We start from the raw sequence: 20,007 nt of genomic DNA on the forward strand, positions 1-20,007 counted from the left end.
TCCTCCTCTGTCCCCTAAAAAATATCCAAAACTGCCACTATGCATCCATACAGCAGCTTTTTACAATGATTATAACAAAGGAACAGGAGGAAAAAATATGGATGAAATGAGAAGACCGCTATTAGCCTGTAACGATCAAGACAAAATTTCTGCCTTTCTCTCGTCAGCAACCACCGGATATTTAGGATTAACTGACAACAGTGAACCATACGTTGTTCCTCTTAATTTCGTTTGGTGGAAAGGCGCCGTATACATTCACGGAGCTGAATCAGGAAGAAAAATGGAAATAATAAATCGAAACAAACGGATCTGTTTTACTGTCAGTGAAAATTTTGGAACAATGGTCAATCCGGTACCAGCCAAAACGGATACAAGTTATATGAGTGTTATGATTTTTGGGGAGATCGAAATCGTCGCCGATTTGTCTGAAGCAACCGCCGCGATGCAAAAGCTGCTTGATAAATATGTTCCTGGTTACTTTTCCACTCCTCTTTCCAAACATCACGTCGATTCGTACCGTTCTTCAATGGGAAGCCGTACAATCGTCATGAAAATCATTCCAAAGGTGATAACAGCTAAGGAAAAGCCTTTAAACGAACAGCGTTTATTTTACAAAGGAAGACACGTAGCCGATGATGCAGGGATGGTTTAAAGTGGTTAAAATCGAAAACTCGACTGCCCACTTCCTCTTTCTATGAAATAAAAGCAGGCACATCAAGTGTCTGCTTTATTCTTCTTTCACAGCTGATTAAGCGCCTGTTCCAAGTCACTCCAAATATCTTCCCACGCTTCAAGTCCCACCGATAAGCGAAGGAGAGAGTCGCTAATTCCCATTTCCATTCTTGCTTTCTCTGGAACGACAGCATGTGTCATAGTGGCTGGATGCTGAATCAACGTCTCCGTATCTCCTAAGCTGACCGCGATATGAATCAGCCGCAAGCCATTGAGCAAGCGTTGAGCCTCTTCTTTCGTCCCTTTCACTTCAAACGAAATTAAGCCGCCGCCGCGCTTCATTTGTTTTTTATAAATCGAATAGCTACAATGGTCCGGGGCGTTTGGGTAATATACATTCGCAACAGCTGGGTGCTGTTTAAGGCGTTCCACAATTTTTTCAGCATTGTCGCAATGGCGATCCATGCGCACTGCCAGCGTTTTCACTCCACGCAACAAAAGCCAGGCATCAAATGGTGAAAGAACCCCGCCAATATCTTTTTGCGTCGTTTTAGCGATTTCCGCCATCAATTCTTTCGTTCCTACCGCGATACCAGCAATGACATCACCGTGGCCGCCAATGTATTTCGTTGCGCTGTGGATGACAACGTCACAACCGAACAAAAGCGGCCGCTGCAAATACGGGGAACAAAATGTGTTATCTACAACAACCGTTATTCCGTGCTCTTTCGCGACTTTTACCACCATTTCCAAATCAATGAGCTTCATTGTTGGATTAATCGGCGTTTCTACGTAAATACACACGGTTTCAGGACGAATGAGCTGACGAATTTGCTCTTCTGTTTCCATCGGGCAAAAATCATGATCAATTTCGTATTTCTGCTTCATTAGCTGCAGCAAACCGAATGTACAGCCATATACTCCTTGCGAACATATCATGTGGTCATTCGCTTTTGTCAAAGCAACAAGCACAGCGGACACTGCCGCCATGCCTGAGCTAAACGCCAAGGCAGCCTCTCCCTCTTCTAAATAAGCCATTTTCTCTTCAAGTGCCCGGACTGTCGGATTAGCCAGCCGCGAATAAATGAATCCTTCCTCTTGCCCAGCAAAGCGTGCTTCTCCTTGCTCCGCCGTATCGAAAGTAAAGGTAGAGGTTTGAAAAATCGGAACGGCTAGACTTCCAAGATGCTCCTTCGTGCAATAGCCGTGATGAATCGCTGCTGTTTCAAATCGCTTCTCTGTATATTTCATGACCAATCCCCCTATGTGGTAATAACTCTTCATCTTTAGTATACGATATGCCAAAATCTTTTGTAAGCGCTTTCTAAAACTTGTTATCTATCTTATTACTACATTGGCTGAGGATGTCATTCATAGAGTCGAGTTGGCGAACCTTTGTCACACAATGTATGACGAAAAAGCAAATTACGAAACTCCTTCCACCGTTATTTTTTCACAGGCATGATTCGTTTCGTCTATTTCCTTTTCTTGCTGCTATACTAAGGATTTATTCTAACAAAATATGAAAATTTTCCCCACAAACGGCAGATAGTATCTTGACAAATCCGCCGTTCCGTAAGATAATTCTGAAAAACAGCGATACTGATAACGGTACGGGACTAGTAAATCAATGGAACGTGCAAGAGAGTGGAGCTCGTAGGCTGGAAGGTTCCTCACGGAAAGTTGATTGAACCTGCCCTAATATGGCCGCTTATGCAAACATAAGCCGTTATTCCCGCGTTACTGGGACGAAAGTGGGCGCTTACTTGCGCCAAAAAAGGTGGTACCGCGGAACGCTTTTCCGTCCTTTTCATAAGGAGGGGAAAAGCGTTTTTTTATGTGAAATTAAAGTGAGGAGGAAAAAAATGAAAAAACAACGAGTGATCGTAAAAATCGGCAGCAGCTCCCTTACCGATTCAAACGGAAAGCTTTCTGAACAAAAGCTGCTCGATCACGTGGAAGCCATCGCTTACTTGAAACAGCTCGGCCATGATGTGATTTTAATTTCCTCTGGCGCTGTTGCAGCGGGATTTTCTCAGCTCGGCTACCGCTTTCGGCCACAAACAGTAGCAGGCAAGCAAGCGGCGGCGGCGGTCGGCCAAGGACTGCTTATGCAAAGCTATATTTCTGCTTTTCGCTCGTTTGGTATTGTCATTGGGCAGCTGCTCTTAACACGCGAGGATTTTTACAGTCGGGAACGATTCCACAATTTATTTTCTGCCATCTCTGAATTGCTTGATCGTGGAGTTCTGCCGATTATTAATGAAAACGATTCGGTTTCTGTCGAAGAATTAACATTTGGCGACAACGATTTGTTGTCCGCTCTTGTCAGCGGTTTTTTACATGCCGATGCGTTAATTATTTTAACAGATATTAATGGACTATACGATGGAAATCCAAAAACAGACCGAACCGCAAAAAAGTATCATTTTTTACCGGAAATAACAGATGATTTAATCGAGCAGGCTGGCGGTATCGGCACCTCTCTGGGAACAGGAGGAATGAAATCAAAGCTGCTAGCGGCACAAAAAGCTCTTTCGTTTGGCGTCAGCGTTTTTGTCGGAACAGGAAGCGGAAAAAGAAAATTGTGTGATGTTTTAGAAGGAAAAGGAGACGGGACATATATTGGCACTCGGCAAGGGCATATGCAAATGCGCAAACAGTGGATTGCCTATCACTCCCAACCAGCGGGGAGGATCGAAATTGACGAAGGAGCAGAAATCGCCCTTTTACATAAAGGGAAAAGTTTATTGCCGGTTGGTGTAACCAATGTATGGGGAGCATTCAAAGCTCTCGATGTCGTGGAAGTGATTAATCAAAAGGGCGAAGTGATCGGAAGAGGACAGGTATACTACTCAGCTGAGGACTTAGTAAAAGTCAAGGGCTGGGCTAGCGAGGCCGCCAGACGCTATTCTATCCACCAGCGTCCAGAGGTCATTCATCGCAATCACTGGGTATGTTTAAAAAACCCGTCTGTTTCATTGCGTTAAATTAAGAAACGACATGCTTATGACAAAGGAGGCCACCGTAATGAATGAATTGTTGCTAAAAGCTATGCAGTTAAAGCAAGCGGCTAAGTCATTAGCTGTGTTATCGGCATCGGAAAAAAATGAAGCGCTCTCCATCATCGCTGAAGCATTAGTAGCAAAAAACCAATGGATTCTTGCAGAAAATAAAAAAGATATGTCCATTGGCCAAGCAAACGGAATGTCGCCCGCTTTGCTTGACCGTTTACAGTTAACAGAGGAACGAATCAAACAAATGGTCACTGGTATCCAACAAGTGATCGCTTTGCCTGATCCAGTTGGTGAAACGATTGAGGAGCAAACACGGCCCAATGGACTGCAAATCAAACATATCCGGGTTCCGCTTGGCGTGATTGGCATGGTATACGAAGCGCGGCCGAACGTCACCGTCGATGCCGCAACACTCTGCTTAAAAACAGGAAACGCCGTGCTGTTGCGGGGAAGTTCATCGGCCATCCATTCCAATCAGGCCCTCGTTTCCATCATGCAAGAGGCACTAAAACATTCTCCTATTCCCCCAGAAGCGGTTCAGCTGCTAGAAGATACGAGCCGCGAAACCGCTCGGAGCATGTTTCGCTTAAAAGAATATTTAGATGTTCTCATCCCGCGCGGCGGAGCCGGATTGATTCAATCGGTTGTCGAAAATGCTACCGTTCCTGTCTTAGAAACAGGTGTCGGCAATTGTCATATTTTTATCGATCAATCAGCCAAAAAACAAATGACAATGGATATTGTACTCAACGCAAAGCTGCAGCGTCCATCCGTATGCAATGCTGTCGAAACCGTCTTGATCCATAAAGATTGGCCGTACGTCGGCGAACTCATCGAAACATTGCACCATCAAGCCGTTGAATTGCGCGGCGATGCCGCCCTCGCTTCTGCTTATCCTTTTATTCAGCCGGCAACAGAGGAAGATTGGCGAACAGAATTTTTAGCACCGATTTTAGCCGTCAAGCTTGTTGAAGACGTAGAAGAAGCGATCCGCCATATTAGCCAATATGGGACAAAACATTCCGAAGCGATTATTTCTGAATGCGCCGCACACGTTCAACGCTTTTTTGAATCTGTTGATGCGGCAGTGCTCTATCATAATGCCTCGACGCGATTCACGGATGGCGAACAGTTTGGGTACGGAGCAGAAATCGGCATTAGCACCCAAAAGCTGCACGCCCGGGGTCCAATGGGTCTGCGCGCCATCACAACGACGAAAACGCTCGTCTATGGCGCAGGACAAGTGCGCGAATGATCGCTCCAATTAATCAGGGGCTGTCCCAAAAGCCAAGGTCACTACCTTTTGGAGCCCCTCTTTTTTCCTCTTTTGAAACGAATAAAGAACAGAGCAGCAGCAACTATCCGCGAATAAATCCACCTTCGGAATGAATCACTTGTCCAGTGATCCACGCGGCTTCATCACTCGCCAAAAAACGAATAAGGCGCGCGGCATCATGGAGTGTACCAATCCGTCCGAACGGAAAGTTAAGCAGAAGATGCTGTTTCAACTCCTCGTTCATTCCTCCAAAATCAGTCGAACCCTGCGTAATCCCTTTTTCCATTACTTCAACAACAAATGTTTTCACAAAGGCATCAAGCGCCTCTTTTGTCGCAGCATAAGCTGTCTCTCCGGACATGGGTCCTAAAGATTGTCCGGATGTCAACAAAATAATGCGCCCCTCCTTGTTGTTTAGAAAATATTTTGGCAAATTCAACGCTAAGCAATATCGGCGCCTTTACGCTTAAATTCTATTGAAAGTAAAGAAAAATACACCGCCGCCGATATCTCCAAACCTTCATGACCATTCATCACTCACGAATATAGTTTGCTTTAGCAAATGGGCAGCTGCTTGATGAAAAATTGAATCATCCATCAGAGATGGTTAGAACATTCAACAAAGCGCGGGATGTTCGTTCATTGACAATAAAATTTTTCCATCATGCAATCTATATGGTCAAAGAGGGCTATTTTTTCTCCATTTGAAAAATCGCAATACTTTCTAATAATTCGTTGGCCAGCGATGATAAAGACTGGGCTGCAGATGAAATTTCCTCCATTGCGGCGAGTTGTTGTTCGGTTGCTCCGGCAATCTCGCTGCTTGATAAAACATTTTTTTCAGAAATATCCTTAATATACTCCATGCTTTTTGCCATTTCTTCACCGACTTCAGACATGGAACGCACCGCTGCAGATACAAGATTCACTTTATTCACAGCAAGCTGCGCCGCTTCTTCTATATGAACAAAAACATTCTTTAATCTTTCTGTTGAATCCAGACCTAATTTCACTTTATCTGTACACATAGCTGCGGAACGGACCGCCTCTATTGTTTCTGTTTGAATCGAATCAATCAAGCTTGTAATCTGGTAAGCGGATTTTTTGGATTCCTCCGCTAGTTTTCTTACTTCAGCAGCGACAACAGAAAAGCCTTTCCCATGTTCTCCTGCTCTGGCGGCCTCAATAGCAGCATTTAAAGCCAACAGATTCGTTTGCTCAGCAATATCGGTAATGAAGGCGACAATCCGGCCGATTTGCTTCGATTTTTCGCCAAGCAGTTGCATGATGTTTGAAGTGTAGTCTACAGAAAGGCTGATTTCATTCATTTGTTGCATCACCAAATGAATAGAGCCCACTCCTTGAACAGCCGCTTCCATCGCATTTTGTGCGCTTCGCAGCATCTCTTCACTATTTTGTGCTACTTGTTGAAGTGCAGCTGACAGCGTATCAGCTGAATGAGCTGTTTTCCTTATATTTTTTAACTGTTCTTCTGTTCCAGCAGACATTTCTTGTGTAATACGAGCAATTTGTTCAGAAGCGATCGTCGATTGCTCAGCACTTGCTGTCAGCTGCTCAGCAGCGCTCGATACCTGCAGAGAATGAAGATTAACCTTTTTCATAATATGCCGCAAATTATGGACCATAAAGTTAAAATTAGCCGCCAGCATGCCTATCTCATCCTTTGAACGCACCGCTAGCTCTTCGATATTTAAATTTCCATTGGCAATGCTTGAGGATAAATCGGAAACCTTTAGCACCGGCTGAACGATTCTTCGAACAACAAAATAGGTTAAAACAATAGCTGTGAATAGAAAACCAATGATTAAATAGACGAAATTCAACGTCTCTTGCCATGCCTTTTTTTCAACCTTGGATACATCGAAATCTACTCCATACAACGCTAAAACATTTCCTCTATCATCTAATATGGGCGTAACTCCGCTTTTCCACTTTCCAAATTGATCGGTATATATGTCGGTCGTTTGCGCCGTTTTGGTTGTATAGGCTTTAACAACTGCGGTACGAAAGGTCGTTTCATCCGTTGGATATTCAGAGCCAAATGTAAAGCGATCAGAACGTAAGCTGCTGCTAAATACTGGCAGGTCAATACGGCCATTTTCATAAGTAACGAAATACAGATTAGCAACATAGGAATGGGTACTACGAATGGTTTCGTCCATTAATTCGCTGACTTTTAAAGTATCATGGTTTTTTTCGCTCGGTTGATGAATAACAGATTTCACTACCTTCTCATCTACATTTTTCGCCAAAATGGTGCCAAATCCGTTTAGCTCTTTTTCCATGTTGGCTAAATTGCTCTCTACAATAATTTTGTCAGCCAACCAGGCACTTGCGATTCCCATTAGAAAAATAATAGAACAAACAACGGAAAGCAGCTTCGTTGACAGCGATCGCCTTTTTCTTTTAAACAACGCCAGCACCTCTCTTTACAATGTAATAACACGTTATGGCGTGCATGAAAAAAGGTTCTAGTAAAAACGGCTATCTCTGTCATTTTTTATTTTTTTCTGATGCCAGAATGGGGACATCACTTAATATCGGCGAAGTTGCTTATGATTTGTTGCTTGCTCATAAATCGATCATTGACATTTCTATCTTTTATGATATTATAAATATTGTCCGTAGCTTTAATAACGGGGCATTAGTTCAGGGGGAGAACGCTTCGCTGGCAGCGAAGAGGTCATCGGTTCGAATCCGATATGCTCCATATTTAATGATCAAAAAAGCGGTTTATAGGCCGCTTTTTTATTTTTGTGAAACAGCTTTTCATGGTATCGCGAATTTGATCCGTCAGCCACTCCCGATCAAAAGAGAGAGCGAACGCCGACAACCATCCCGCTTACAGACAAATGGGATGGTTCGATCACTCAACCGTCAAAATTAAGTTCTCGATCTACCCATTGCCAACATCCCGACATACAAAAACACGAATCTACTTCATATCGCCAGATGATTGGGCCTTCGCTACATATTAACATTTCTGACGCAGAAAAGAAAATGGTCGTTTCATCATTAAACCTGCTACTTATGCTAACATTTGCTTCACTTTCTCCAAGCCAACAAAATCCCCTGTCCATTTCGCTTCTTCAAGACGCAAAGACAACGGAATCTCGCAATAGATGGTGGCCAGCTTGCGCGATAAATAAAGCATTTCTAAATTCTCGCTAATCTTTTTCTGCTGAGCTTTCGTCAACTGCTCAAGATTTTCGACTAATCCTTCAATAGAACCATATTGTTGGATTAATTTAAATGCCGTTTTTTCTCCGATGCCGCGCACTCCCGGATAATTGTCGCTTGAATCCCCCATAAGCGCTTTGACATCCACAAGCTGCTGCGGTAAAAGGCCTTTCTCTTCATAAAACCGGTCATCCGTATATACTTCATAATGACCGATGCCTTTAGCCAGCAAATAAACGGACACATTCGGAGAAAGAAGCTGAAATAAATCACGATCTCCAGTCAAAATCGAAATGTTCAGCAAACTCCCGTATTGTTTGACAATCGTGCCAATACAATCATCCGCTTCGGCTCCTAATACTCCGATGTTGGGAATTTCGAGCGCAGCGACGGCTTCTTTCGCCAAATCAAATTGCGGCACAAGCTCCGGCGGCGGGTCGCCACGATTCGCTTTATAATCGGGAAACCATTCAGTGCGAAAGGTGGTGCTCCCCATATCCCAGCAGCACACGACATGCGTTGGACGAATGGTTTGAAGCGCAGCTGATAAGTGCCTGATCAGCCCATGAACCGCATTTGTCGGCACACCGCGGCTGTTTCGCATCCACTGTCCACTCGGAGCGGTCGCATAAAAAGAGCGAAACAATAGAGCCATACCGTCGACTAATAATAGATGTGAATGAGTATTCGTCATGCTTTGCTTATTCCTCTCTATGCATCATTTACTTTTAATGAGCCCATCCATCACTTCATCTACCGGAGGAATCCTTCCTACTTCCTTTATCATGATTTTGCCATTATTCTTTCATACACGGCTTCACCATCATCAAACTGCTCTTTCCTTTTCTTCTCATCAAACAAGCCGTTGGCGCGGTACGTTTCCCTTTTGTACAAGTTCCTCTAAGATCAAAGCGACACCATCTTCATCGTTCGTAGCTGTGATCGAATCGCTTTGCTGCTTCACTGCCTCAGCAGCATTCCCCATCGCGACACGGTATCCCGCAACCGCAAACATCGGCAGATCATTAAGGCTATCACCGACGACCACCGTATCAGACAACTCCATTCCATAATAAGAAGCGAGCTTCTTGATCGCTTCTCCTTTTGTCGCCTGTTGATGATTGATTTCAATATTATTAGGATGCGAAGAAGTAACCGCCACATTCGGCAGCTTCGCAAATTGGAAAGAAGCCTCTTTTAATAAATGGATATTTAAGGAAAAAATAAGAATCTTATAGACTATTAATGAATCATCATGCCATACTTGGCTAATATCTTCTACATATGTCACACGCGCCTGTTGAAACTGCTTTTGAACAATGCGCTGCAAATCAGGATGCTCTTCCCTTACTTTATAAGCAAGTGCTTCTAGATGTTCGCGATTATGTAAGCCAACGTAGACAGCCGTATTAGTATAAAGTTCGCAATATAAATCCGGCTGTGTTCGCACCCATTCTAATGTGGGGATGAATGCGTGCCGATGCAACGGAACCTCGCTCATCACCGCACCGCTTTCCAACGTAATCATCGCACCATTTAAGCCAATGATCGGACAATGAAGACCAGCCCGTTCCAGCGGGAGGTACGCGTCTTTATACGCTCGTCCTGTGGCAATGGCCACAATATGTCCGGCATCTTGGGCTTTTTTGATCGCATCTTTATTTCTCGGACTAATGTATCCCTCTGAATGAAGCAGTGTTCCATCCATATCTAAAGCAATGAACATCGAGCCATTCCTCCATTTCTTTTTAGCTTCACCGCTTTAAAACTCTTTCTCAATTATAATACAAAATCCAAGAAAATGAGAGGAATTTACTCTTGATGAAGAATGAGTCTCGCCTTCCCGCACTGGTTTTCCATAAATCAAAAAAGAAACGGCTGGTTGTTCGGTTCTCAGCCACAATGGGGCATGACGAGACAAGTCACAAGCTCGTCTCCGACCGTCGAGACCATCAAATATAGAGCGCTTTCACCAATAGACAATCTCTTCAGCTGCTTAACAAAATTGGGGATACATCTAAAAATTTTGAAAGAGGATTTCTGTGCGTCCAATGATGGAGAGCAAAAAACAGTTGATTCAGCTTATGCGAAAAAAGCAAGCTACACCTCGAATTGAATCTCGCCCGCCTCTTCATTCCATCTTGCACAAACCGCTTTTTTCTCTTCCATAAATGTATAAGTTTTTTTGCCGATTCGAATGACGGTCCCTTCCCACACATGATCCATTTGAATCGTTTCTCCTTTAGGAACTGATAGGACGGTCTTAATTCCAGATGAAGAACCGACCTCTCTCACATAAACCCCCTTTTGTGCATAAACCTCGCCGCCTCTCAACACCCCATGAATGACCAGTTTTCCTCCTGCATAAATATTGCAGTTATAACATCCTTTTCCCGTTATTACCACATCGCCGCTTCCATGAATGACACTATTCAACGCATATGATAATTCAATCGAATCGGCAGAAAGCTGTTCATTTTGGCTAATCATCTCTTCTATGTCGCGAAGCAACTTAGCAAAGCTTTCGTATGCTTTTTTCACTAAAATGCATGTATGTAAACGCTCTCCTAGTTGTATCCAAGCTTCGCTTAATTGTTCTCTTTTCGTTTGGCAAACCTCTCGGTACTTTTTCACAGCCGCTTGCAGAGACTGAAATTTTGTTTCGATTAATTTTCCTATCACCCAATTCATGTTTTTACCTTCCACATTGGAGATCACGGTGATCTGCTGAACGGTGACAATCATTCTTTCAAGCTGTTGGCGAATCGTATTCAGTGACTCCATTAATTCTGTAACCGCCATTTTTTGCTCTCCTGAAATGACGGTTCCGCTTATAAGATTTTGATAGATAAAAATGGATTGCTGAGCCTGAATTTTTGCACGGTTGGCATTTTGAAAAATCACAACACTTCCTTCCGCCTCAACCTCCATACCATCTTGAACATTTCCAATAATTTCGATATCTCCCTTAAAGCGAACATTACCTGTTGAGAGATCGACATCCCCTTGATGGACAAGTTTTGGAATCATGGATACAATAGCCGTACGCCCCTTTTGCACTACTTGAGGCCTTCCAGACTCCACAGCCATTATCTTCACTCCATCTTCTGACATGGCGACCCCCTTTCCAAGTTGAACATGAACTGGAAAGGTATCGCGTACAGGAATCACTTCACCGGTTACTCTTTTTCCCGGAATGCCTGGTTGTGCTGGGTGAATGACTGCAATCACGTCACCCGCTTGAACGCTCGGAACTCCTTCGATTTCACGATAATCTACTGTACCATCCTGGCGCATCTTCGGTTTTTTCGGCTGGTTCGAGCCCGCTTTTACTTCAACCCAGCCGTCCTTTCCTTCCTGAGACGGCGTTCCTTGAGCAATCGCCACATGGATTTTCTCCGTTGCTTGGAGCGCTTCGTTGATGTTTTCTTCAAGAATTCCATGCACAATATGCAACTGCTCTAACCGTTGCTTGATTTCTTCATACGTAACAACCGGTTTTACTTCGGTAAGTATTTGGGCATTTAGTTGCGCATGCTTAGCCGGAGGAAAATCTAAAAGCACGTAGCGTTTGTGTAGTGTCGGCTCGATGAGTAAAGCGGCCTGCATTTTTTGGGAATCCACTGTAATATCCCATGTCCCCTCTATCACTTTTTCTTCCTCTGCATGAACTTCCAATACATCTCCTTGTTTAATGCTAACCACACGGTCTACCTCTTCCCCGTTGCGAAACAGCTTTACTCCTTCCCCAATCGTAATGCTTGGCCCTTCTGAAGAGGAGCGCTGATAAAACAACCTGCCATCTTCCATCCATACTTTAGCGTCTTGATCGTTTAATTCATCAACAGAAATTTTTGTTATTTTTACGATCGCTTGTTTTGTTGATAATCCAAATAAACGCTTTTTCTCGTGCTGAATGATTTCGATAGAAACCTGTTCGCGTGTGGCTTGCAGCTGTTCAAGCCCTAGACGGATCGCTTCATCCAATGTATTTCCTTTTGAAATAATACTTTCCACACCTGCTTCTCCTCCTTAGATGGATACATATTCCTTTATTCTTATAATATATGACATTTATCCTTACGTAGCAGTGCCAAAAGTCGGACAATTGATGATTCTCTCTATATTTTTGTTGTCATCTTTAAGCAAAACAGAAGGTGAGATTCCTCTGCTGAGAATTCCCACCTTTGCTTTAGTGATCTATTATTCCGTTTGTTAGATTTTCATAATTCCACCTGTACTTGCTGAGGTGACAAGCTTTGAATAGCGGGCGAGGTATCCCGTTTTCACCTTTGGCTCAAATCCTTTCCAGTTCGCTTTTCGCTTCTCCCATTCTTCTTCAGAAAGCTGAACATCAATCGTTCGCGCAACAATGTCGATCACAATATAATCACCATCTTCTACAAAAGCAAGCGGTCCCCCTTCTGCTGCTTCCGGCGATACGTGTCCAATGGATAACCCGCGAGAAGCTCCGGAAAAACGCCCGTCCGTCACAAGCGCCACTTTCGGTCCAAGCCCCATCCCAACAATTTGTGATGTCGGCGCAAGCATTTCCGGCATTCCAGGACCTCCCTTCGGTCCTTCATAGCGAATAATGACAACATGGCCTGGCTTCACTCGTCCTCCCGCAATCCCTTCAAGTGCTTCCTCTTGGGAGTTAAAAACGATGGCCGGGCCTTCATGACGCGTGATTCCTCCCTGAATGCCCCCTGTTTTTATAATCGCGCCATCTGGAGCAAGATTGCCAAATAAAACAGCCAGTCCACCCGTTTCTGAATGCGGCTGATGAATCGGGCGAATGACCTCATGGTTTGTTACTTCACAACCGGAAATATTTTCTCCTAATGTTCTTCCCGATACGGTCAGCGCATCAAGATGAAGCGTTCCTTCTTTTTTCGCTAGCTCGTGAAGCACTGCTGACACTCCGCCTGCTTCATGCAAATCCTCGATATGTATATCAGATGCTGGCGCTAATTTCGCTAAATGCGGCACACGAGCAGCCACTTCGTTGATGCGCTCCAACGGATAATCGATCCCTGCCTCGTTCGCAATCGCGAGTGTGTGTAATACGGTGTTGGTCGAGCCGCCAAGCGCCATATCGAGCGCAAATGCATTGTCAATCGCTTTTTCCGTCACAATATCTCGCGGCTTAATGTCATGCTCAATTAAATACATAAGTTGTTGAGCCGAGCGTTTTACGAACTCTTTGCGAGCCGGGTCAACAGCTAGAATCGTTCCGTTTCCTGGAAGCGCCAAACCGAGCGCTTCAGCCAAGCAATTCATGGAATTGGCTGTAAACATTCCTGAGCACGATCCACAGGTCGGACAGCCATATTGCTCTAGCTCTTGCAAGCCTTGTTCATCAATTTTTCCTGCTTGATACGCTCCAACCCCTTCAAATACTGAAGAAAGCGAAATTTTCCGGCCGTCACTCGTCACCCCCGCCTTCATTGGTCCACCGCTCACAAAGATGGTCGGAATATTTAAGCGCATCGCTGCCATCATCATTCCAGGAGTAATTTTGTCGCAGTTCGGAATGCACACCATCCCGTCAAACCAATGCGCCGATACCACCGTTTCAACGGAATCGGCAATGATTTCACGGCTTGGCAGTGAGTAACGCATGCCGATATGTCCCATTGCAATACCGTCATCAACACCGATCGTATTCATTTCAAACGGCACCCCGCCTGCTTCACGAATCGCTTCTTTTACAATTTTTCCAAACTCCTGTAAATGAACATGTCCTGGAATAATATCAATATAGGAGTTCACAACAGCGATAAATGGTTTGTCAAAATCCTCTTCTTTTACTCCGGCTGCCCTTAACAAACTTCGATGTGGAGCACGGTCAAATCCCTTTTTAATCATATTGCTTCTCAATTGCTTCAACTTCAATCCCTCCATATACACCCTTTATATTTTAAGTATTGTATCACTTTTTAGAATAGATTGACAATTATTTGTTTTTCTCATTCAACAACATCATGCTACTGTCAGGCGTTTGGATGAGCCAATAAAAGCCCATACATAGTACTAGATTCCTCGCTTTTCTGCTGGGGTTTAGGATGCCATTCTGTTTTTAAGTAAAACAGTGCGCTACGATATAGAAATCAGAGTCTGTTGAAAAAATAAAGCGGCTTCTTTTCCATTGAGTAATAAGATAAGCAACATAATTTGCACTCACCTCGCCCATAATGAAAATAGCAAGAATGGACAAGGCGAGGAGGCGCGAACATCATGAAGATTACAGAATTGACATTGGAATTGATCGTCGGATTTATCTTGTTATTTCTTGTCGTAAAAGTGGCTGGAAAAAAGCTGATTCATCAAATTACACCGTTTACCTTTATTTCCGTCATTGTATTAGGAGAATTGCTTGGAAATGCGCTCTATGCTGACCATGTGCATATTTGGTACATTATTTATTCAATCACCTTATGGGGAGCCCTCCTTCTGTTCGTAGAATATATCAACCAAAAATGGCTGGCGTTTCGCCTCATCGCTGAGGGAAAGCCAACCGCATTAATTCGCAATGGAATCATCGACTATGAGGCATTGAAAAAAGCGCGCTTGACCCTTAATCAATTACAAAGCCTGCTGCGCCAAAATGAAACATTTTCGATCAGGGAAGTTGCTTTTTGTTACTTAGAAGCTGATGGATCGCTCAGTATATTAAAAAAATCGTCTTACCAAAAGCCGAAAAAAGAGGATTTTCACTTCCCGCCACAGCCTGTCCACATTCCAACTACAATTATCCGAGACGGACAGCTATTAATGGACGAGCTACGCGAACTAGAAAAAAGCGAAGAATGGCTATTAGAGGAGCTTCGTTCCCGTGAAATAACAGATTACAAACATGTACTGATCGCTGAGTGGCTAGAAGGAGACGGATTATTTGTGCAGACATACCAATGATGCAGCATTGCTTGATCTGTTCATAAACGAACCCCTGATTTTTCTCGCAAAGAGCCAATATCGTTGCCACATATAGTGAACCAGCTGCTTGGCGACCCTTTCTGATGCTTGGTACAATAAATATGTGACGGGTGGGGTAGAAACATCTCCTTCGCCAAACTTTTATAGAGGAGTAAGTGTCCCTATGATTGATGCCCATATCCATCTTGATCAGTACGATCAAATTGACGAGCGAATAAAAACATGGCAAGAAGCTGGCATCTCAGGAGTTGTTGCAGTCTCGACAGATTTGCCGTCGAGCTACCGGACATTGGAGCTGAAGCAGCGATTTCCAGCGTTCGTATACGCCGCGATTGGCTTTCATCCAGAACAGCCACTTCCTCATCCACAGGACTGGGAAGAATGGGTTCATCTAGTACAAAAAGAACGCCCACAGCTGGGAGCGATCGGGGAAGTCGGGCTCCCTCATTACTCGGCAGACGCGACCACACGTTATCAAAACCATTGCGAGCGTTTCGAGCAAATCGTGCAAATCGCTTCCTCCCTTTCTTTGCCATTGGCTCTTCATGCGGTATATGAAGGCGCCCAAACCGCTCTTTCTATTTTGCAAAAATATGCCGTAAAATACGCTCATTTTCATTGGCTAAAAGCAGAAGTTTCTATTATCAAGCAAATCGTCCGATGCGGCTACTATATTTCCGTCACTCCAGAAGTTTGCTATCGTGAACGCGACCGAAAACTGTTATCCTTTGTACCGATCGAACAGCTGCTTTTAGAAACGGATGGACCTTGGCCATTTGCCGGCCCGTTCAGCGGTATGGAAACATCTCCTTTATTGTTAAAGCATTCGCTGCAAACAGTAGCCGCGTTATACAAGCAAGATGTCGAGACTGTAAAAACCACCATCGTTTCCAACACCAAACGCATTTATCGTTAAATTTCACCGCACAGACCAAGCGGGGTGCTCCCTGCTTATAACAACTCCAGCCATTTATTTGCGGTATACAAAATACAAACGAAAAATAGACCATTCCGCAACATGCGAAATGGTCCGCGATTTTATGATGATAGTTTCCTTTTTTCTCCATCAAGAGAACTCTTTGTTATATTTTCACGCTTTTCAATAGAACTTATGAAACAACGGTCTCATCGCTGATCGTGGAATGTGTCCATTTATTGCTTCGCTAACATAGCCGCTTCTGTCTTAACAGCCGCTATCAACGGATGCCCAAGCTCTAATCCTGCGTAGCGGGACAACGCCCCTTCGATGCCCATTTGTCGAATCGTCTCTTGCAACTCCATCGCTTCGGTATCTTCTTGATAATCAAATTGCAAGAGAGCGGCGATTCCTTTGACGAGCCCTGATGGGATCTCATGAAACAAGTCATAATATTGTTTGGCAGGGCTGATGAGACGATCGTTCGGACCAAGCTTGCGAATCGGCGAGCGCCCTACTCTCGTCACCTCATCCGTAATCGCAGAGTTTGTGAATCTTTGAACAATTTTTTTGATATATATTTGATGTTCATCAGCATTCCATCCATACTTTTGAATGAGTACTCGTCCAGATTCATTGAGCGCCTTCACCACATCAGCATAAATCTCTTCGTCCTTCATTGCCTCATGAATCGTGAAAAACTTTTTGTAATAGCCTAAATAAGCGACAAGGGCATGCCCTGTATTCACGGTAAACAATTTTCTTTCAATATAAGGAGGCAATTCATCGACGATGCGTACTCCTTCAATTGGCGGAATGGTTCCGATCATTTGCTTCGTTTCAATGACCCACTCAAAAAATGGCTCCACCGTAACAGAAAGCAAGTCCTCATTTTTTTGATTTGGAACGATGCGGTCAACGGCACAGTTCGGGAAACTGCAATATTGGCTGGCCATTGTTTGCTCTTCTTCGGATAATTTTTTCCATACATGCTCTTTTAAAAAGCTGCTGCCGCCAATCATATTTTCACAAGCAATGATATGAACAGGAGTTCGATTCACCTCTAAGCGCTTGCGAATCCCTTCAGCGATCACAGGAGCAATCAGAGGCAATACATTCGGCCCGACAGCTGTCGTAACGAAATCTGCTCTCGCGATGTGCTGAAGCACAGCTTCGTGATCCTTCACACTGTGCAGTGCTGTCACATGGTAAACGTGTTGCTCTTCAATTTGTTCGCCGGCAATAATGACCCGATAGTGCCGCTTTTCTTGCAGCTTTTGAACAATTTCCTCGTTAACATCCACAAATACGACTTCATAGCCCGATTGCGAAAGTAGTTGGCCAATAAAACCTCTGCCGATATTTCCAGCACCAAAATGAACGGCTAACACGTTAATTCACCCCGTTTAAAAGCTGAAGAATCTCTTCCTTCTCTGTCGCATGAATCATCTTTTCCACATTTTCTTCTTCTGAGCAAACAATGGCGATTTTCGATAAAATCTCTAAATGCTCATTTTCTTTGCCGGCAATGCCAATTAATAGCTTGACAATGTTTCCTTCTCCAAAATCAACACCATTTGGAACTTGAACAATCGAAAGACCAGGTTGCTTCACTAATTGCTTCGCTTCTTCTGTTCCGTGCGGAATCGCCACAAAATTCCCCATATATGTCGATGTCAGCGCTTCTCTTTCAAACATTTTCTCAATATATACCTCGTCCACATAGCCTTGCTCTACTAAAATCGTTCCGGCTAAACGGATCGCTTCTGTTTTATTTGCTACTTCTGCATTAAGAACAATGTTTTCTTTTTTTAAAATAGTCAATGTCATTCACTCCTTGCGATTTTGAAGATGCTGATAAAAAAAGATTTCTAAATGCTTTCCTAAAAAAGAATGAAGCTGCTCGGCCGTTCCTTTTGAAAACAAACGCACACTTTCTTCATCTTTAATAATGAGAGAGCTGATTTGACTCAATACCGATAATGCTTCTTCTGGAGCATCGCTCGGCGCTAAAAGCAGCAAAAGCCGCTCTACATCCATTGGTTGATGATGCATTCCCATCACGGTTTGCGGATGGGCAAGCTCATACATTGTAAATGAAGGGACAGAGATAGCCAGACTGCGTGTGTGATAAAGCGCTAACGGCGTCCCAGGAATGCCTAATCCGCCCATTTCTTCTCTTCGCATTAATTCTGTTAGAACCTGCTCCGCCTCTTGGATGATTCCTTTCTCTTGCAGGCGGCCACACGCTCTCTCCAACACTTCGTGAACCGAGCGCGCTTGTACAAGCTGTAACGTAAACCCCTGAAGAAGCTGGACAATCGTTTCGCTCATCGTTTGAATGGCGTTCATTTTTTGAATCGTGTTTTTGGAAACGTCCACCTGTTTTTGACGGCTGACCGCTTTCTTGTTTTTTAAAAATTGCCGAATGGCAGCAGCTTCTTCCTCCTGAAGCATAGGACTGACAAGAAAATACGGTTCACTCAATCCCGAAATCGGAATGGTCGACACAATCAAATCGTATTTGCTCATATCAATACGATTTAGCTCAAAAAATGATCGTTGTTCAATCGCTGAAATATCGGATATTTCTTTTTTCAGGCGCGTCGCTAGTATTTTCGCCGTTCCTAACCCGCTTGAGCAAACGACTAAAGCATTCAGACCTTTCTTTTCCCTGAGCAACGCAGACGCAAAATGAAGAACCACATAACCAATTTCCTCTTCAGGAATTTCCATGTCGAGAAAAATGACATGCATTCCTTTTTTAACAATTTCAAAAAGCTCGAAATAATCTTGACGAATTCTCTCAAGCAATGGGTTCGTAATTCCCATATTATGCTGGATGCGGTATAAAGCCGGCTTTAAATGAATGATCAAATCCTCATATAAAGGATAATCGCCCGTCAAATCGACACCGATCTCTCGGCCGACAAAACGAATAAGCTCTTGCACTTTTCTGCCGATTTCTAAGCTTCCTTCTTCCAGCATATATCCACGGCGATCGCGAAATTTCGCACCCATTAAATGCATCGTAATATAGCCAATTTCCTGTTCAGGAATCACAAGCTGAAAGGCCGATTCTAAAGATTTGGCAATTTTTTCTGCCATTTCATATTCTTTTGTTGTCCGGATCGTTTCTAGATACTGTGCTTCAAAATTGATTTCTTCTCCTTGCATGATCCGTTCAATCGCTAGTGCAAGATGGATCACTAACGCTACATAGGAACTATCCGCGATCGTAAAAGGAAGATCGTCCTTCATCATTTCAATTTGCTTTTCAATGGTAAACAGCTTTTTCTTATCAACAAGACCAAGCAGCTTTTCCGTAATGGCGCTTAATGTATCATTTGCTGCGTCTGCCATGGATTCCTTCATAATCGTCAAAAATTCAGATTCATCCAAATGATGCAGCAATAATCGGCTGATCATTTTTCGTTTCGCTGATTCCGATCCGACGATTTCCACGCCATATCCTCGTTTACGGATGAGCGAAAGGCCATCTTTTTCAAGCATTCCTTCGATTTTATCCAAATCATTGCTGATCGTGGCAACGGTGACATTTAAATCATGTGCAAGAGATAAAAGTTTGACAGGTTCAGCATTTTCTAATAAGGCAATTAAAATCATCGTTTGCCGCTCTTCCGGTGTGTATTCAGCATGCGATAAACCAAAAAGGTGTGCCTGCAGTTCTTTTTTGACATGCTCTTCCCCTATAATTTGGATGCCTACTCCCGCCTTTTTCACCAAGCGCAGCCCGCTTTCAGTTAAAATTTGTTCAACCCCCTTTAAATCTCGATGAATGGTACGGTTGCTGACATCCAACTGTTCCGCAAGCTCGCCTACTGTGATTCCCTTGTCATTAGATAATAAAATATCCAATATTTTTCTTTCTCTTGCTGATATATACACGATAGCCACCTCCCATCTTCAGCAACTATTGGAGTATAGAACGCACCAAAAAAATTGTAGACCTTGTTTAAAGAAGC

The 20,007-nt window shown here is 43.7% G+C and carries 14 protein-coding genes, 1 tRNA gene and 1 pseudogene; 6 read left to right on the forward strand and 10 right to left on the reverse strand.

The window, feature by feature from the left end; all coding sequences use genetic code 11:
- Nucleotides 1-106: 106 nt before the first annotated feature.
- On the forward strand, nucleotides 107-652 hold the full coding sequence (locus B6A27_RS15190; RefSeq protein WP_080862593.1) for a pyridoxamine 5'-phosphate oxidase family protein: 546 nt from the start codon (nucleotides 107-109) through the stop codon (nucleotides 650-652).
- 86 nt (nucleotides 653-738) lie between these two features.
- Here the strand turns inward: B6A27_RS15190 and megL are convergent, their stop codons facing one another.
- Nucleotides 739-1,923 (reverse strand): methionine gamma-lyase, encoded by a 1,185-nt coding sequence (gene megL / locus B6A27_RS15195; protein ID WP_080862537.1) that lies wholly within the window; start codon nucleotides 1,921-1,923, stop codon nucleotides 739-741.
- A gap of 614 nt (nucleotides 1,924-2,537) precedes the next feature.
- Between megL and proB the strand changes: the two genes are divergently transcribed.
- Both proB and B6A27_RS15205 read left to right on the forward strand, forming a co-directional pair.
- Nucleotides 2,538-3,662 carry a glutamate 5-kinase gene (gene proB / locus B6A27_RS15200; protein ID WP_183186942.1) on the forward strand — a complete coding sequence of 375 codons (1,125 nt, stop codon included), beginning with the start codon at nucleotides 2,538-2,540 and terminating at the stop codon, nucleotides 3,660-3,662.
- 40 nt (nucleotides 3,663-3,702) lie between these two features.
- Entirely contained in the window at nucleotides 3,703-4,944 is a 1,242-nt protein-coding gene (locus B6A27_RS15205) for a glutamate-5-semialdehyde dehydrogenase (RefSeq protein WP_080862539.1), read from the forward strand.
- 103 nt (nucleotides 4,945-5,047) lie between these two features.
- On the opposite strand, the pseudogene B6A27_RS15210 reads toward B6A27_RS15205, so the two are convergent.
- Nucleotides 5,048-5,435 (reverse strand): annotated as a pseudogene (locus tag B6A27_RS15210) (SDR family oxidoreductase); the annotation flags it as partial.
- 219 nt (nucleotides 5,436-5,654) lie between these two features.
- Nucleotides 5,655-7,400 carry a methyl-accepting chemotaxis protein gene (locus B6A27_RS15215; protein ID WP_080862540.1) on the reverse strand — a complete coding sequence of 582 codons (1,746 nt, stop codon included), beginning with the start codon at nucleotides 7,398-7,400 and terminating at the stop codon, nucleotides 5,655-5,657.
- Nucleotides 7,401-7,624: 224 nt separating this feature from the next.
- Here B6A27_RS15215 and B6A27_RS15220 point away from each other — a divergent pair.
- Nucleotides 7,625-7,696: transfer RNA gene (locus B6A27_RS15220), tRNA-Ala, on the forward strand.
- Nucleotides 7,697-8,014: 318 nt separating this feature from the next.
- Here the strand turns inward: B6A27_RS15220 and B6A27_RS15225 are convergent.
- The 4 genes from B6A27_RS15225 to ilvD form a co-directional block, all read right to left on the reverse strand.
- Nucleotides 8,015-8,860, reverse strand: coding sequence for a 5'-3' exonuclease (locus B6A27_RS15225; protein ID WP_066148554.1), 846 nt, complete (start codon nucleotides 8,858-8,860; stop codon nucleotides 8,015-8,017).
- Nucleotides 8,861-9,019: 159 nt separating this feature from the next.
- A complete protein-coding gene (locus B6A27_RS15230; RefSeq protein ID WP_080862541.1) occupies nucleotides 9,020-9,892 on the reverse strand; it encodes a Cof-type HAD-IIB family hydrolase in 873 nt (290 codons plus the stop codon).
- Nucleotides 9,893-10,266: 374 nt separating this feature from the next.
- Nucleotides 10,267-12,183 (reverse strand): FapA family protein, encoded by a 1,917-nt coding sequence (locus B6A27_RS15235; protein WP_080862542.1) that lies wholly within the window; start codon nucleotides 12,181-12,183, stop codon nucleotides 10,267-10,269.
- A 198-nt stretch (nucleotides 12,184-12,381) separates the two neighbouring features.
- A complete protein-coding gene (gene ilvD / locus B6A27_RS15240; protein WP_044746396.1) occupies nucleotides 12,382-14,058 on the reverse strand; it encodes a dihydroxy-acid dehydratase in 1,677 nt (558 codons plus the stop codon).
- A gap of 348 nt (nucleotides 14,059-14,406) precedes the next feature.
- Here ilvD and B6A27_RS15245 point away from each other — a divergent pair, with 348 nt between their 5' ends.
- Both B6A27_RS15245 and B6A27_RS15250 read left to right on the forward strand, forming a co-directional pair.
- On the forward strand, nucleotides 14,407-15,084 hold the full coding sequence (locus B6A27_RS15245; protein WP_080862543.1) for a DUF421 domain-containing protein: 678 nt from the start codon (nucleotides 14,407-14,409) through the stop codon (nucleotides 15,082-15,084).
- Between the two features lie 184 nt (nucleotides 15,085-15,268).
- Entirely contained in the window at nucleotides 15,269-16,021 is a 753-nt protein-coding gene (locus tag B6A27_RS15250) for a TatD family hydrolase (protein WP_080862544.1), read from the forward strand.
- Between the two features lie 236 nt (nucleotides 16,022-16,257).
- On the opposite strand, the gene B6A27_RS15255 is transcribed toward B6A27_RS15250, so the two are convergent.
- Genes B6A27_RS15255 through B6A27_RS15265 form a run of 3 tightly spaced genes read right to left on the reverse strand, consistent with a single transcriptional unit; the run spans nucleotide 16,258 to nucleotide 19,930 of the window.
- Complete coding sequence (locus B6A27_RS15255; protein ID WP_080862545.1) at nucleotides 16,258-17,412, reverse strand: mannitol-1-phosphate 5-dehydrogenase; 1,155 nt, start codon at nucleotides 17,410-17,412, stop codon at nucleotides 16,258-16,260.
- A 1-nt stretch (nucleotide 17,413) separates the two neighbouring features.
- Nucleotides 17,414-17,851: a PTS mannitol transporter subunit IIA gene (locus B6A27_RS15260; RefSeq protein ID WP_080862546.1), complete on the reverse strand. Its 438-nt coding sequence runs from the start codon at nucleotides 17,849-17,851 to the stop codon at nucleotides 17,414-17,416.
- Nucleotides 17,852-19,930, reverse strand: a complete 2,079-nt coding sequence (locus B6A27_RS15265; RefSeq protein WP_080862547.1) for a BglG family transcription antiterminator — start codon at nucleotides 19,928-19,930, stop codon at nucleotides 17,852-17,854. It abuts the gene before it with no gap.
- Nucleotides 19,931-20,007 lie beyond the last annotated feature (77 nt).

Source organism: Anoxybacillus sp. UARK-01, from assembly GCF_002075365.1.
GTDB lineage: Bacteria > Bacillota > Bacilli > Bacillales > Anoxybacillaceae > Anoxybacteroides > Anoxybacteroides rupiense.

Excerpts from the sequence above, each read along its gene's own strand:
- B6A27_RS15190 (WP_080862593.1), top strand. The coding sequence starts at position 107 with ATGAGAAGACCGCTATTAGCCTGTAACGATCAAGACAAAATTTCTGCC.
- megL (WP_080862537.1), bottom strand. The coding sequence starts at position 1,923 with ATGAAATATACAGAGAAGCGATTTGAAACAGCAGCGATTCATCACGGC.
- proB (WP_183186942.1), top strand. The coding sequence starts at position 2,538 with ATGAAAAAACAACGAGTGATCGTAAAAATCGGCAGCAGCTCCCTTACC.
- B6A27_RS15205 (WP_080862539.1), top strand. The coding sequence starts at position 3,703 with ATGAATGAATTGTTGCTAAAAGCTATGCAGTTAAAGCAAGCGGCTAAG.
- B6A27_RS15225 (WP_066148554.1), bottom strand. The coding sequence starts at position 8,860 with ATGACGAATACTCATTCACATCTATTATTAGTCGACGGTATGGCTCTA.
- B6A27_RS15230 (WP_080862541.1), bottom strand. The coding sequence starts at position 9,892 with ATGTTCATTGCTTTAGATATGGATGGAACACTGCTTCATTCAGAGGGA.
- B6A27_RS15245 (WP_080862543.1), top strand. The coding sequence starts at position 14,407 with ATGAAGATTACAGAATTGACATTGGAATTGATCGTCGGATTTATCTTG.
- B6A27_RS15250 (WP_080862544.1), top strand. The coding sequence starts at position 15,269 with ATGATTGATGCCCATATCCATCTTGATCAGTACGATCAAATTGACGAG.
- B6A27_RS15260 (WP_080862546.1), bottom strand. The coding sequence starts at position 17,851 with ATGACATTGACTATTTTAAAAAAAGAAAACATTGTTCTTAATGCAGAA.